General features: G+C 40.6%; 10 protein-coding genes. 9 read left to right on the top strand and 1 reads right to left on the bottom strand.

The window, feature by feature from the left end; genetic code table 11:
• Window positions 1-514: 514 nt before the first annotated feature.
• From IGJ26_RS04105 to IGJ26_RS04145, 9 genes are all read left to right on the top strand, one after another.
• Window positions 515-2,041, top strand: coding sequence for an ABC transporter substrate-binding protein (locus IGJ26_RS04105; protein WP_430599890.1), 1,527 nt, complete (start codon window positions 515-517; stop codon window positions 2,039-2,041).
• Between the two features lie 89 nt (window positions 2,042-2,130).
• Entirely contained in the window at window positions 2,131-5,142 is a 3,012-nt protein-coding gene (locus tag IGJ26_RS04110; protein WP_086372682.1) for an extracellular solute-binding protein, read from the top strand.
• On the top strand, window positions 5,126-6,061 hold the full coding sequence (locus tag IGJ26_RS04115) for a carbohydrate ABC transporter permease (RefSeq protein WP_005237317.1): 936 nt from the start codon (window positions 5,126-5,128) through the stop codon (window positions 6,059-6,061). Before IGJ26_RS04110 ends, IGJ26_RS04115 begins: the two co-directional genes overlap by 17 nt.
• Window positions 6,062-6,088: 27 nt before the next feature.
• Window positions 6,089-6,958: a carbohydrate ABC transporter permease gene (locus tag IGJ26_RS04120; RefSeq protein WP_005237316.1), complete on the top strand. Its 870-nt coding sequence runs from the start codon at window positions 6,089-6,091 to the stop codon at window positions 6,956-6,958.
• A 1-nt stretch (window position 6,959) separates the two neighbouring features.
• On the top strand, window positions 6,960-8,975 hold the full coding sequence (locus tag IGJ26_RS04125) for a hypothetical protein (RefSeq protein ID WP_142424794.1): 2,016 nt from the start codon (window positions 6,960-6,962) through the stop codon (window positions 8,973-8,975).
• A complete protein-coding gene (locus IGJ26_RS04130; RefSeq protein WP_194199597.1) occupies window positions 8,972-11,224 on the top strand; it encodes a DUF5696 domain-containing protein in 2,253 nt (750 codons plus the stop codon). Before IGJ26_RS04125 ends, IGJ26_RS04130 begins: the two co-directional genes overlap by 4 nt.
• On the top strand, window positions 11,221-12,084 hold the full coding sequence (locus tag IGJ26_RS04135) for a carbohydrate ABC transporter permease (RefSeq protein ID WP_430599891.1): 864 nt from the start codon (window positions 11,221-11,223) through the stop codon (window positions 12,082-12,084). Before IGJ26_RS04130 ends, IGJ26_RS04135 begins: the two co-directional genes overlap by 4 nt.
• 35 nt (window positions 12,085-12,119) lie before the next feature.
• Window positions 12,120-13,043 carry a carbohydrate ABC transporter permease gene (locus IGJ26_RS04140; RefSeq protein WP_016613811.1) on the top strand — a complete coding sequence of 308 codons (924 nt, stop codon included), beginning with the start codon at window positions 12,120-12,122 and terminating at the stop codon, window positions 13,041-13,043.
• A gap of 211 nt (window positions 13,044-13,254) precedes the next feature.
• Entirely contained in the window at window positions 13,255-14,268 is a 1,014-nt protein-coding gene (locus IGJ26_RS04145) for a LacI family DNA-binding transcriptional regulator (protein WP_034872458.1), read from the top strand.
• Window positions 14,269-14,418: 150 nt separating this feature from the next.
• Here IGJ26_RS04145 and IGJ26_RS04150 read toward each other — a convergent pair whose 3' ends face one another.
• Window positions 14,419-15,024 (bottom strand): TetR/AcrR family transcriptional regulator, encoded by a 606-nt coding sequence (locus IGJ26_RS04150; protein WP_005237309.1) that lies wholly within the window; start codon window positions 15,022-15,024, stop codon window positions 14,419-14,421.
• Window positions 15,025-15,086: the final 62 nt, after the last annotated feature.

A 15,086-nucleotide genomic window follows, 5' to 3' on the forward strand; every position in this document is an offset into this window, starting at 1 on the left:
TTGTAATTGTTTAAGACTCTTTTAGACGAAAATAATCTGATATGTTAAACGAAATAGGTGGGTTATTTATACAAATTATAAGTTTTATATTGAGTATCTGTTATCATATGGTACTATTGATTTATATCTTAAGCGCTTTCATAGGTGAGAGAGGCTTTTCTATCGTCAGTTGAGGACTAAAAGAAGAGCTAAAAGTTCTTGCTTCATCCTCGCTTGGGTAGATTATTGATCAAAAGAAAGAGGATGACAGGTAATCACATACTTCGGCATCCTGATAAACAGAAGAATCAGGAGAAAAAGGCAATAACGTTCTAATCTCTATCGTTTAAGAGCGTGCATTGCAAAGCTAGAAGTAGATTGGAAGCAAATGAAGCAAGTAATGAATAATAGTTAAACGTTTACGTATTACTTACGTAAACGTTTAACTAAAAGTGATTTTTTAAGTCCTTAAGGAAAGTACCTCCATTTCCATAAGAAAAATAAAAGACAAAAATATAAATGAGGAGTGTTTTGTATGAAAAAAAGCAAAATAGTAAGGTCGGTCTGTTTGTTCTCAAGTTTATTCCTTTTAGGAGCTTGTAGTAATTCCAATGATCCAGATACCACAGAATCTGGAAACCATGTTACATCTGATGAAGAAGGGGATTTGGCATGGCAAGAAGAGGAGATCGATCTGGTTTTTGCCAGCCGCTATTATGGGGAAGAAAATAGCGAAAATCCAATGTGGTTAAATATTGAGAAATTTATGGAGAAGTATCCAAATATCAACGTTATTCGCGATGCGCAATTTGCCAATGGCGAGAATGGAAACTTTGAACAATTGGAAATGCTGAATGCTCGTGCGCAAGACAATGACTTACCAGACATTTACTTTTCGCCGATGTCTGCTGAAGTTTATGATCGTGAGTTTACGCTTGATTTAACACCTTATTTAGAAGCAGATGATGAAGCGCAATGGAACTCTGATAATGCGATGGAGTTTTTACGTACCCATGATGGTGAAGAAATCTATGGCTTGGCTTGGCAGTCTGTTTCCCAATATGTATTAGTGAATACACGTCTTTTGAGAGAAAATAATCTCTCGATTCCAGATTATAACTGGAGTTATGAAGAGTATGAAGAGCTTCGAAGTGAAATTGCAGTTTTGACAGCCAATAGCCCGATCTTTCCCGGCGTTGTTGGGTTTGGGGAAATAGGACCTAATTATTTTGATGATATTCCCAATGGGTGGAAAGGGTTCAATATTGAAACAGAACGATGGGATTTAGCTAGTGCGACAAACTTTGGCGAGTACTATGAGCGATTTGCCCGTGAAGCGATCGAAGGATTGCATTTTTATGATCTCAGTGAAGAAGAACGAGTTGCAAAAGTCGGCAACTTGAGTTGGGCATTTGGTGATGGCTTGCAAGTCTTAGAAAGTGGTTGGTTGTGGGCATTAAGCGGCGATGTCTCTGAATTGATTGAAACACGAGACATGGAGATCGATATTTATCCAATGCCAACTGCTCCTCGTGGCGAAACATACATTCCTGGTTACTATGATACTTTTAGTATCTCTAGTCAGTTAGAAGATGATCCGGTGAAGGCTCAGGCGGCGTTTGAGCTGTTGAAGTGGCTAACTTATGGCGAGGAAGGCTTACTTTCAAGATGGGCCTTGATCGATGAATACTCAGGTCTTCCAGAAGATGCACCATTACGAGCTGAGGATCGTTTGATGGACTTCATTCAAGGATGGCCAATTACGACTAATCCAACGGTGTTAGCGAATCATCCATTGGTAAAAGGGTTCGATGAAGAGAGTGGATTAGCTAACTACAATTTCGCCGCTTTTAAAGAAGAAGCCTTCCAGCAACAATTATCTAACCCTGTCGCTTATCCGAGACAAATGCCTGGTTTCTCTAATGTCCAAGGGGATGTTGATCCTTGGGAAATCATGCATCAAATCAAGGATGAAGGAGTTCGCTATAGTGACATCGCTAGCGAATGGGACCGCAGAATCAATGAACAGATCGAAGAATACTTACGACAATACAATCGTTGATCACTTCCATCAGTACCTACCTTGTTATGGTCATTTGAACCATAACAAGGTTTCCTTACATCAAAAAATGAGTGATAGGTTGGGATTCTATGACAAAGAAAAAAAGAAGTATGTTTCAAATAGCCTGGTCAATCGGCATCACAACAGTGATCGTATTGGCATCCGTTCTTTTTTCTAGAAATGATACCGAACAAGAAAAGGAAGTAAGTCGGAGTGATCTAAGAAGTACTGAAGAATTAATGGCTTTTTCCCACGAAGCAGATCATTACTATGCGGTAGCGATGGAACGAGTACGAGAAGGGCTTGAAATACCTACTGAGGAGTCAGTTAACTTAGCGCAAGAGCGCCTGGGTGGTGAATTGGTGCCTCCTTCTCAGAGTAAGAACTATGAGGGATATGTCACGAATCTTCAAGCTGGAGATAAAATCGAGTTGACCATCAATGCGCCTGTTGGGGGTTTGTATGAGGTTTGGCTGGATTACCGTGTAGAAGAGCAGACATTTTTAAACCCAGAACTGTCCTTCGAAATCAACGATACGACTCAGTTTAATGAGATGAACGCCTTAACGTTGCCCTTGCAATGGCAACAAGCGCACGAGAAATCTGCAATTCAATTTGATCGTTATGGCGATCAGCTTCAGGTGCGATCAGAGCTAGCTGGGGAATGGGACCAACAACCATTGAAAGACCCAAATCATTTCTTTGCTGATCCGTTGAAGTTTGAACTAGCAGAAGGTGAGAACACGCTTTCCTTCGAATTGATTGAAGGAGCTATTTTACTAGGAGATATCATTATCAAGAACACGCAACGATCCACCCTTTCCTATGAGGAATACCTTGTCGTGCACGAAGGCGCATCAAAACAAAATGATCAACAATTATTGACGATCGAGACAGAAAATCCTGTGACTAAAAGTCGAAGAAGTATCCGCGGTCAATATCTTCGTAACCCAGCATTAAGCCCCTATGACTATCAAACCCGATTATTGAATGTTTTAGATGGTGCTTCTTTTTCTGAGCCTGGGGACCAAGTGTCGTATGTTTTGACTGTGGAAGAGAGTGGCTTTTACCAAATCACCTTCAAATACTTACAAAACATGAATAACGGAATGCCTGCTAGAAGACGAATCGAGTTGAATGGCGAAGTTCCGTTTGAAGAATTGAGTACTTATTCCTTTGATTATTCAAATAAGTGGATCCATGAAACACTGAGTGATGATGAGGGAAACGCCTTTTTATTTTATTTAGAAGAGGGACAACATACGCTATCGCTTGTCATTGACAGCACGCTTGTTGCAGCACCATACCATGAATTGTTGGCATTACTGGCAAAGATGGATGGCATCGGTGCGGAAGTGGTGCGCTTGACGGGTGGATTGGTTGATCGTCAGAGAGACTGGCGGATCGAAACCTATTTCCCAGAACTCAAAACATCATTAGCAGAGATCCTAGATGGATTGAACGCACAAAGAGAAGTGTTGATCGATTTATTAGGCAATGAAAAATTACCGATTTTGACAGAATTAGCGGTTGCAATCGCTATGGTCGAGAGTTTCTATGAACAGCCGGATACATTGCCTCATTATTTAACCCGTTTTAATCAAGGCTACTCCTCGGCCTACGGAAGGATCCAATCTGTCTTACCAACTTTAATTGCTAGTCCCTTATCAATGGATCGAATTTTTATCCATGATGCGAATGTCGAACTGCCAAGGGAGCGAGTAGGGATTTTTACCACAGCTTTGGAAAGCGTAAAGGCATTTGCTTATACGTTTATCAATCCAAGATATCGTCAAATAAATGAAACTGAGGGAGAAGCGATAGAGGTTTGGGTCAATCAATCGCGTTTAAATTTAGAGATCATTCAGCGACTTGTTGATGAAGAATTTACACCGAAAACGGGCATCCAAGTGAATTTATCCTTGTTGCCTGATGAACAACGAATCATCTTAAACAATGCTGCAGGAAGTGTGCCAGATGCGGCCTTAAGTGTCAGTCATGGGATGCCTTTTGAGTTGGGACTGCGAGGAATCATCGAAGATCTAAGTGAGCTGGAAGGATTTGAGCAGCTTACCGCTGAATACAACCCAAATTCCTTTACGCAATATATCTATGACGAAGGAGTCTATGCGATTCCGGAAACACAGACAGTCAAGTTACTTTATTACCGTAAGGATCTGTTGGAGATGATCGGAGAAGAACCACCGCAAACATGGGAAGAAATGATCAGCATCATTCCATTATTACAAAGATACGATATGAATATTTATATCCCTTTAGGATCCGACAGTTCACATAAAGGATTCGACACGACCACGCCGTTTATTTATCAGTATGGCGGGCGGTTGTTCGATGATACTGGGAGTCAGACGGAGATTCATTTAGGTGGTTCCTATGAAGCGTTTGATTTTATGACCAGTCTTTTTACAGTCTACAACATGCCCTTGACTACTGCGCAATTCTATCAGAGTTTTCGTGATGGGAAAACTCCTATTGGGATCGGCGATGCTAATCTCTATGTGCAATTGAAGCATGCAGCGCCTGAAATTGCCGGTCAGTGGGGGATGATCCCAATTCCTGGGATCGAAAATGACAGTGGAGAGATCGAACGATGGGATCCTACCTATGGTTCTGCGTCGATTATTTTTAGCGATAGTGAGAAAAAAGCAGAAAGCTGGTCTTTCTTACAATGGTGGAACAGTAGCCAAACACAGGCGACGTTCTCCTATGATCTGCAGGCGACTCTGGGACACCAATTTCTCTATTTGCCAGCCAACCTAGAAGGATTTAAAGCAAGTGCTTGGCCGCAAGAATCAAAGCAAGTGATTTTAGAGCAATGGCAATGGATTCAAACAACAGGGAGAGTTCCCGGTGATTATATTGTAGAAAGAGAGCTTAGCAATGCTTGGAACAAAGTAGTTCTCGATGGAGAGAATCCGCGGATCGCCATCGATCATGCGGTCAGGATAATCGACAAAGAGTTGGAAAGAAAATTGAGGGAGTTTGGGTATATCCAAGAAGACGTCTTGGTTCGGCCTTTTAATGTTCCCGTACTAGAAACAATTGAAAGGTGGATACCAAGTCATGATGGGGATAACTAAATCAAATCAAAAGACAGCCAAAAAAGAGTATCGCTGGCTAGATCGTCTACTGAATTCATCGTTTCTCTTTCTTTCGCCTTATGCGCTATTATTTGGCTTGTTAATTTTATTGCCAGTTATCGTCGCATTTCTTTTGTCCTTTACCTATTTCAATACTGTTCAATTTCCAGAATTCATCGGGTTTCAAAATTACATTGATTTGATTATGGGAGATACGATTTTTTTACAAAATGCGCTGATGAATACGATTTTGTATGGTGTGATTGTTGGGCCTGTCGGCTATATGCTCGCTTTTTTTCTCGCCTGGAATATTTCGCAAGTTACCCATCGAATGCGGACCATTTATACAGTGATCATTTACTCACCTTCGATTACAGGCTCCATCATGATGGGGACAGTTTGGCGGGTTTTATTCAGTGGTGATGAGACCGGCTACTTGAATCATTGGCTCTTAGAGTGGGGCATCGTGCGAGAGCCGATTCAATTTTTACAACAGCCAACGATTTTATTTGTCATTATGATTTTTATCGGGATCTGGAGTAGCATGGGGGTCGGCTTTTTAGCTATGCTAGGCGGGTTATTGAATATCGATCGCTCACTTTATGAAGCAGGAAGTATTGATGGAGTGAAAAATAGATGGCAGGAAGTCTTCTTTATTACCATTCCTTCCATGAAGCCACAAATGCTATTTGGCGCAGTCATGGCCATCGTTGGCACGTTTAACACAGCTGGTTTGGCGGCAGCTTTGAGTGGTGGCAATCCACCACCTCAATATTCCGGCTGGTTGATCGTCGATCATGCCCAAGATTTTGGCTTTACCCGGTATGAGTTAGGCTATGCCTCAGCGGTTACAGTTGTGCTATTACTTATTGTGATTCTATTTAATCGTGTCAGCTATAAGCTGTTTAGTGAAAACTAAAATTATTATTTAGAGAGTGGTGAAAAGATGTCCAGTCCCGTCAAAGTGAATCCGCAGCGATTTCATAAGGATCAACTAAAAATACATGTACTTTTGGTCTTCGTCTCATTGATCATGGGGTTACCAGTGATCTTTATTGTGAATCATGCATTTAAACCTTTTACCGAGTTATTTGCTTATCCGCCGACTTTTTTTGTTCGGCAACCCACATTAGAAAACTTTCAACTACTGACCAATTTTTCCAATCAGTCAGGCATACCAATGAGCCGCTATTTATTCAATAGTTTATTCGTAGCGTTCACGTTGATTGTCTTGACGTTGTTGATCAGTTCCTCTGCTGCCTTTGCATTGTCTAAACTGCATTTTAAAGGTAAGGAGACCTTCAATAAAATCAATACTTTGGCGCTGATGTTCGTTCCGGTTGCGGTGGCGATCCCCCGATTTCTGATCATTGTTCAATTGGGCTTATACAACTCGATTTGGGCACATATTATCCCAATGTTGGCAATGCCTGTCGGCTTGTTTTTATTGAAGCAATTTATCGATCAGATCCCAGATTCTTTGATCGAAGCAGCTAAAATGGATGGAGCAAGCTTCGCCCGAATTTATTGGAGTATTATCATGCCGATGATCAAACCAGCACTGATCACTGTTTCGTTGTTGACGTTTCAGTCCGTATGGGGCAACGTAGAAGCTTCAGCGATTTTTATGGATAGTGAAACTATCCGTACGCTTCCGTTTTATATGTCGACCCTATCTTCGCAAACGGGAAATGTCGTCGCAAGTGCGGGTGTCGAAGCGGTTGGTGGACTGATTATGTTTGTCCCTAATTTATTGTTGTTTATCATTTTACAAAATAAAGTCATGAATTCAATGGCGCATACGGGGATCAAGTGATATGAAAAAGATGACGATGCTTATTTTATTTGTTATGGTCTTCGCAACTATTTTACCGAATAAAGCCGTTGCCCAAGAGGTTCCATATTTTACTTTTACGACGGATAGTGAAAATTATTTTTTGCGGACCCAAACAGCCTATACACCTGCAAAAGAAATCACAGCGTTTGATGGTCATTCATTTGTCGAACCAAATCATGTTTTTGTTGATAATGAAGACAATGTTTATATTTCTGATACGGGGCTGAATCAAGTCATCATTCTTGATAAAACGTTGTCCTATCAAGGATTTCTAGAGAGTGAAGAATTAGTGGAAGTACATAGTACTTTCGTGACAGAAGATATTATTTATGCAGTAGATACGAGCCAAAATAAAATTTTCTCATATGACAAAGAGAGCCATGAATTATTACAAGAAATTGGTACGCCAGATGCACCTGTATTCAATGAAGGCTATCCTTTCTTACCGACGCATCTTGCGGTGGATATGAGGGGGAATATCTATGTTCGAAGTTCTGAATCAAGTAATGGCTTGATTATGCTGAATCGTGCAGGAGAGTTCGTGACTTTTTTTGGTGCCAATCCCTTAAATGTCCCCCTCTTAGATCAAATCCGTTCCTTCTTTTTAACAGAAACGCAGCAACAAGCGATGGAAACTGTCTTTCCAAACATTATCGCGGATGTGAGTATTGACCAAAAAGGATTTGTTTACACGGTGACCTCTTCGTTGGCAAATGGTGCGATCAAAAAGTTTAACGTTGCAGGGACCAATTATTTTCCAGACAATTTGTTAGGTGAGTTTAATATGGAAAGTATTTGGGTCGGTCAGCAGGACAGTGTTTATGCAGTTTCTTCAGATGGTTGGATCTATGAGTACGATTCTCAAGGGCAGTTGCTCTTCGTATTTGGAGGGAATGATGTGATCTCTAGTCGTTTCGGGATTTTAAGCCGACCTACGAGTATTGCAGCAACGTCCGAAAATGAGCTGATCGTCGTCGATCAAGGAGCCGCTTCGCTAGTGAAGTATGAACGCACTCGTTTCACCGAAGCGGTCCATCAAGCCATGAGTAGTTATCAACAAGGAGAGTACCGAGTCAGTCAAGAACTTTGGGAATATACCTTGAATTATAATTCAGTGTTTGATAATGCACGGATCGGATTGGGTAACGCTTACTTGCGAGAAGGTGAAGCACAGTTGGCGTACCAAGAATTTATGAGTGCTGAGTTTACACCAGGAATATCAGCGGCTTTTTGGGAGATTCGACAAGACTGGTTGAGTGCCCATTTAAATACGTTGTTTGTCTTGATGATGGTTGGATTGATATTGTGGAGTTTATGGCGATTGGTGAAGAAATTTAGTCGGCGTTCTATTTCACTCACTCATAAGCTTCAATGGCTGAAAAAGTATAAATTCGTCGATAATTTTTTGTTTATTTTCGAGTTTCATCAAGCAATTTTTGATGGGATCTATACGATCAAGCGTCGCAAACGGGTATCCGTGTTCTTCTCTATGATTCTCTTTCTTCTCTACATCGGTTTGTTTCTCATGTACCATCAATGGACGAATGTGATCTTTGTAGCAGATAATCCTTATCTTTTGTATGAGCTAGCAACCTTCATTTTTGTCGTCTTGTTATGGATGGTATCGAATTACTTGATTTGCTCGATCAATGATGGGGAAGGCACGTTTCTTCAAAGTGTCAATGGGACAGCTTATGCGATGACACCAATATTGTTTGTTTTCCCAGTGGTGATTTTGCTGAGTAATGGTCTCACTTTAGAACAAAGCGTCTTTTTTTATCTCCCACAAGCGATTGCAGGTCTTTGGGTCTTATTTTTACAATTTTTTGTGATCAAAGATCTACACAACTATGAAGTTGGCGAGACCTTTACGATTATCTTCAAAAGTATTTTTACCATGTTGATTATTGGATTGTGTGTGTTTGTCCTTTATACATTAGGCAGCCAGCTAATCAACTTTATTCTAGACGTGATAACTGAGGTGAGTGCCCGATGAATAAGAAATGGCTGACTTATATACTATTTTTACCAATGATTGTTTTACTGGGATTTTGGTTGTTCGATTCGCAAGAGGTAAGACCTACGATCGAGCCGCTGATGAATGATTTTCAGGCGGTGACTGTCAATACCGCAGCAAACGTTTCTGAGGGGAGGTATGAGGCACCATCAGAAATTCCAGACACTTTTCGATTAGCGGCTGAAAATGAACAACTCGTGTTGTATGTCGAGGAGGAGACGGCAGCAATTCTTGTCTTTGATAAGGTGAATGGTGAGCAGTGGGCGTCTTATGATTACCAAGCAGACTATGTTGAGATGCAGTATAGTCAAGAAATCATCAATTATATCAAGTCCGGTGTTTCGATCGTTACCTATGACCGAGCCACACCGGGACGGCGTACCCTGATGGACTCAGGGGTCACGAGGGAATACCAATTTCATGAGGATGGCTTTGTTGTTGCAATTGATTTTACTTCACAAAAGATTCGTTTTGAAATGAGGGTCACTATTCAAGGCGGGGATCTTCTTGTTCATATTCCGAAGGAGAGTATTGAAGAATACAATGAAAACCTTTGGCAGCCGGGAAACAATAATATTTCATTGAACCAATTGATCATGTATCCTTTTTTTGCTAGTACAGAAGGGGAAGAAACGGGGTATTTGGTCATACCCGATGGTCCTGGAGCAACCATTCGCCTTGATGAGACACCGCGGTCATTGGTGGGGTATTCGGCACCAGTCTATGGTTTAGATCAAGGATATGAGGACAATCCTCGAGGCGGTGCCTATCCTTCAAAACCAATTGAACTTTTGACATTGCCTCTTTATGGTGTGATCAAAGAAGAGAATAGTGCCGGTGTTTTAGTCATTTCTGAAAACGGAGAAAGTTATGCCACGTATAACTATCGACCCAAAAATACGGATACACATTTCTATCAATCTTATTTTACTTATACGTATCGAACCGCCTATTCTCAATTTCAAAGTCGGATCAATGAAGATCAGCATATCCTAGGTTTTCAAGAGCTTCCCAACGAGTATGATATCGTGCAACGCTATGTTTTCTTGCGAGAAGATGAGGCAAATTATGTTGGGCTGGCAAAGAGTTATCGCAGCTTTATTGAACAGCTTGGAAAAACCAAAGAGAAAGAAACGCCCGAACAATCGCTGCCTTTAAAAATCGATTTTTTGATGAATGAAGTAAAGATGGGGAGTTTGGGGATTGAGGAAGTAACCTTGACAGATCCTCTTCAAGCAAAAGCTATCACGGAACAATTACTAGAAAATGGCATCGAGCAATTAACCGTCACTGCCAAAGCGTTTCTGCAAGACCGTTGGACGTATGGCATTGGCCCACAAAAAAATCTGAACAATGACGATGATTTCCAAGCGTTACTGGCTTACTTTCATGAACACGAGGTAGATTTCAATTTTTACGTCGACTATACAAAAACGTATCACAATGCAAGCAATCAGCAAACATACAAATTAAATCGGAATGACTTTCAATTTTTTGATCCTGAAAAGGCAACCCTCAATTATATGAACAGTCCGTACTTCTATGCTTCATCTTTAGAAAATGATTTAACGACACTCGCTGATCTTGCGGGAGTAAGTCTGGCTTTGGCTGGTTTTGATCACAATGTATTTACTTTTTTTGAAGAACGTCAGATCCATAGTCTTGTGACGATGACCAGTGTCAAACAGCTGCTTGAGCGGTTGGAAGCAGCTGAAATAGCAACGAATATCTATCAACCAAATGCGTATCTTTTCCCTTATCTTGATGAGTATTATGATACACCCATCTACTCTTCCGGTTTTGTGTTTATTGATGAAACGATTCCTTTATTGCAGCTGATTTTAAGTGGCCAAGTAGAGATGTATTCTACGTATCTTAATAGTGTTTCCCATGATCAAGATACTCTTTTGCGGCTGATCGAATTTGGTGTGTATCCCACATTTGTCTTGACGGGAGAGCCTGCATACAAAATGAAAAATACTGGGGCGAGTGCGATCACTGTTTCGGAATATGAGTATTTATCAGAGCGAATCATGTTTTATTATGAAGCGATGGATGAAGCTTTGTCAGTTGTCAGAGGGAGTGAGATGGTCGATCATCAACTCTTAGCCGACGGAGTCGTTCAAGTAACCTATGCAAATCAAAAGACACTAACAATCAACTATAATGAGACAACCTTTGAAACAGGAGAAGTCATAGTAGAAGGAAAGGGGGTCGTTGTACGGTGAAATTATCCATGCAAAAGAAAAAGAAATTAACAGGGCTGCTTTTTGTTAGTCCATGGATCATTGGGTTTCTGACATTAGTGGCCTATCCGCTTACTCGAACGATCTTCTTTAGCTTTCATAATGTCTCCTATGGCATTCGTTCTGGCTGGCGTTATAATTGGGTCGGTTGGGAGAACTATGACCGAATTTTGTTTCAGGATATTGACTTCGTGATTGCCTTACAAGATTTTTTTGTTGCTACCTTGTTTCAAGTTCCTGTGATTATCGCTTTATCGGTGATTATTGCCATGCTTTTGAATCAAAAAATTCACGGCAATTGGTTCTTTCGCTTAGTCTTTTTTCTACCAATCATTATCTTAAGTGGCAAATTGATGACTATGATCAGTGAGTATGGTGGTACAGGGATCGTTGAGAATCTGGTGATTCTCAATATCTTAGATTTATTTATTCCTTCACAAGCCGTTGTCCTGCTGGTTGCAGAATTATTTGAAATGATTGCGCAACTATTGTGGTATTGTGCAGTTCCGGTATTGATTTTTCTAGCATCCCTCCAAAATGTCAACCCGAGCATTTATGAGGCCGCATCAATCGATGGTGCTTCTTCCTGGGTCAGTTTTTGGAAAATCACCTTACCAATCATTTTTCCACTGATCAATGTAGCGGTCGTCTTTCTTGTGGTTTTTTTAGCGAATTTTGAAGCAAATCCGATTGTTTCGATCATTCTGGAATCGACCTACGATGGAGCGAGAAGAGAAGGCTATGCGTCAGCGATTGCTATTTTATATACGTTGTTCCAATTCATAATGATTGGTATTTTGTATATGGTCATAAAAGAACGCAAGAAAAGTAAGGCGGGTTAAGAATGATGATACGACGAAGAGGAAATACCCATAGAATGAAAAAACTGTTACTGGGAACCAATTTTACAAACGGCTTATTAGGAAAAATCGTCATTTATGCAATCTTGATCGTGCTTAGTTTTGTCTTTATCTTCCCGCTGATCAATATGATAACTGTAGGATTGATGTCAAATTTAGATTTGGCTGATCACTCGATCGAATGGATTCCTTCAGAATTTTATCTAGAAAATTTTCGGCTTACGTGGCGGGCGTTACGTTTGCCAGGGAGCTATTTCACTACGGTACTTGTTGCAGGAGTATCGACCGTTTGTCTGATGCTTTCTTCTGCTTTGATTGCATACGGGTTAGCCCGTTTTCAAGTACCTGGAAAATTTCTGATCTTTTCATTGTTGCTTTTTACGTATCTTGCGCCGAAGGTGTTGTTTTTTATTCCTCGCTATCAACTCTTTACGACGTTAGGATTAAGCGGAAATATGGGGGCGCTGATTTTTCCAGCTCTTATGGGTCAAGGAGAACAAGCCGCTTTATTCATTTTGATCTTTTATCAGTTTTTCAAAATGATCCCAACTGCATTAGAAGAAGCAGCCTTTTTGGATGGAGCGGGTGCCTTTAAAACCTTTTATAAGATCGCCTTACCGATGGTGAGACCTGCATTTGTGATTGTGGGGATCTATGCGTTTGCGTTGTACTGGAATGAAACCTTGTTGACTTCTTTCTATTTAGAAGGAAACATTCAAACAACTCCAATGTTACTCAATTCATTGGAAAGTCAATTTAACAATGTCGTCAACAATACCTCGAATCTAGGTGATCCAGGAGTCAATCCCAATCTTAGTTATACAGAGGCGGTAGCCTATTCGGGAACGATTCTGAGTATTTTTCCATTGATCTTCTTCTATGTTTTTGTTCAGAAATGGTTTGTTGAAAGTATCGACAAGTCTGGGATCACGGGTGAATAAGCAGGTATCTTAGAACCAATTTCCATCGTTTTCCTCCGATTAACGATAGCTAGAAGTCGTTTTTACTTCTTCTAACTATCGTTTTTTTCTCAATATTTGTTAGAATGGAAGAGACACTTGGCTGAAATTGTCGGCCAAGTATGGAAGGAACAAGCCTTTTTCTATTCGATCGAAAGAAAAGGCAATGAAAGCAGATAAAAGGAGTTTTGATATGGCGGCAACTATCAAAGATATTGCTCGAGAAACAGGCGTTTCAATTGCCACTGTGTCGAGAGTGCTGAATAATATTGGCGGATATAGCAAAGAAGTTGAAGAACGTGTTCTTTCGGCAGTCAAAAAGTTAGGATACCGTAAGAATGAAACTGCTATCAGTCTTGTAACGAAAACGACAAAGACGGTGGGGATCATTATGCCGAACTCCGACACCTCTTTTTATGTAAAAATCATCGAGGGGATTGAAGAAGAAGCACACGCTAGAGGGTTTAGTGTGATCGTGACTCATGCAGGTGTTGGTGGAGAAGGGTTTCAGAAAAGTTTAGATCTTATGGCTGAACGTCGAGTCGACGGTATTATTGTGTTTTCCATTTTTTTGTCTAAATACGATTTAGCACCGATCGAAAGCTTGAATATCCCGATTGTTCTAGTTTCTAGTACTGATACAAACAAAAAAATTCCTTCGATAAAAGTGGATGACTATTTGGCATCTTTTACCGCTGTTGATTATCTGATCAAACAGGGGCACTACAATATTGGCTTGGCAGGATTAAGCTATGATGATGAAAATACGAGTGTGCCTAGGATCAAAGGGTATGTCGACGCCCTAGAGAAGAATCAGATTCCCGTAAATAAACAATTTATTGATTATGGCTACTTTAGTTTTCAATCTGGAAGACGTGCAATGAGCGGGTATTTGGAGAGGAAAGAACCGATTACAGCTGTGTTTTGTGCGAGTGATGAAACAGCACTAGGGATTATCTCTATTTGTTATGAAAACAAGATCGTCGTCCCCGATGATCTTTCGGTAGTCGGTTATGATAATTCTCGGATTGCCGCAATGGTCAGTCCACCGCTGACCACCATTTCCCAGCCTTTTCATGAGATGGGGAAACGCGCTTGTTTAAAGCTGCTTGACTGTATTCTTAACGGGAAAAAAATCACCTCAGAAATCATTCCTTTCGAATTGATTGAACGCAAATCTGTCAAAAAGAACGTAAATAATCGGTAAGAAACCCGTCCATGTGATCAAGCGATCTGGACGGGTTTTTCCATGATTCTAGAAAAAAATAAACGGTTAAACGTTGTTAAAATGAATGCTCTTCGCAAAAAGGGAGCGACCCCCTTCTCTTTGGGCAAACCAGTAAAGTGGGTTTGGCAGCTATTCCTCAATCTCAATCCCCAAGACAGTCAGGTGGCCGTTTGCCACCAGTTTGATGACAAGTTTTGCTAGATGGTCGGGTGTCATCGTTGTTTCTGCCGTTAGCCACCAATGCAAGGTACCAACAAATATCGAGGTCATATAGTCAATGATGAAGTCTAAGGGCACTTCAATGTCTCCTTCGGTGATTCTCAACGTTGAAAAGATCTCTTGGTAACGTTCAGTCAAAATCAGGCCCAACTTTTTACGGATGATCTCAATGGCAGAGGCATCCATGATCGTCAAATAAAAGGAACGATTGTTTTGAATGTGTAAAAAAAGTTCGGTCATGGCCGCTTCGATTTTGCGGATTTTGATGCGATTGCCTTGAACAAAATCTTCAAAATCAAGAATCGCGGTAAATGATTCGACAGCCAAGTCAAATATCTTTTCATACAAGTCTTGTTTGTCTTTGTAATGGGCATAAAAGGTTGCACGGTTGATCATGGCTTCATCGGCGATATTTTGGACAGTCACTTGCTCGAAGCCTTTTTCTTCCACTAAGCGGATAAAAGCTTCAATAATGTACTTATTGGTTCGTTTGACACGTAAATCCAATTTTTTCATATTGTGAATTTCCTTTCAAAATAAACAACAAAAAACGGGTAATTGTTGTTTATCCCACACCT

This window comes from Enterococcus sp. AZ095a (assembly GCF_050546735.1).
Classification (GTDB): domain Bacteria; phylum Bacillota; class Bacilli; order Lactobacillales; family Enterococcaceae; genus Enterococcus_D; species Enterococcus_D entomosocium.

Excerpts from the sequence above, each read along its gene's own strand:
- IGJ26_RS04145 (WP_034872458.1), top strand. The coding sequence starts at position 13,255 with ATGGCGGCAACTATCAAAGATATTGCTCGAGAAACAGGCGTTTCAATT.
- IGJ26_RS04150 (WP_005237309.1), bottom strand. The coding sequence starts at position 15,024 with ATGAAAAAATTGGATTTACGTGTCAAACGAACCAATAAGTACATTATT.
- IGJ26_RS04115 (WP_005237317.1), top strand. The coding sequence starts at position 5,126 with ATGATGGGGATAACTAAATCAAATCAAAAGACAGCCAAAAAAGAGTAT.
- IGJ26_RS04130 (WP_194199597.1), top strand. The coding sequence starts at position 8,972 with ATGAATAAGAAATGGCTGACTTATATACTATTTTTACCAATGATTGTT.
- IGJ26_RS04105 (WP_430599890.1), top strand. The coding sequence starts at position 515 with ATGAAAAAAAGCAAAATAGTAAGGTCGGTCTGTTTGTTCTCAAGTTTA.
- IGJ26_RS04125 (WP_142424794.1), top strand. The coding sequence starts at position 6,960 with ATGAAAAAGATGACGATGCTTATTTTATTTGTTATGGTCTTCGCAACT.
- IGJ26_RS04120 (WP_005237316.1), top strand. The coding sequence starts at position 6,089 with ATGTCCAGTCCCGTCAAAGTGAATCCGCAGCGATTTCATAAGGATCAA.
- IGJ26_RS04140 (WP_016613811.1), top strand. The coding sequence starts at position 12,120 with ATGAAAAAACTGTTACTGGGAACCAATTTTACAAACGGCTTATTAGGA.
- IGJ26_RS04110 (WP_086372682.1), top strand. The coding sequence starts at position 2,131 with ATGACAAAGAAAAAAAGAAGTATGTTTCAAATAGCCTGGTCAATCGGC.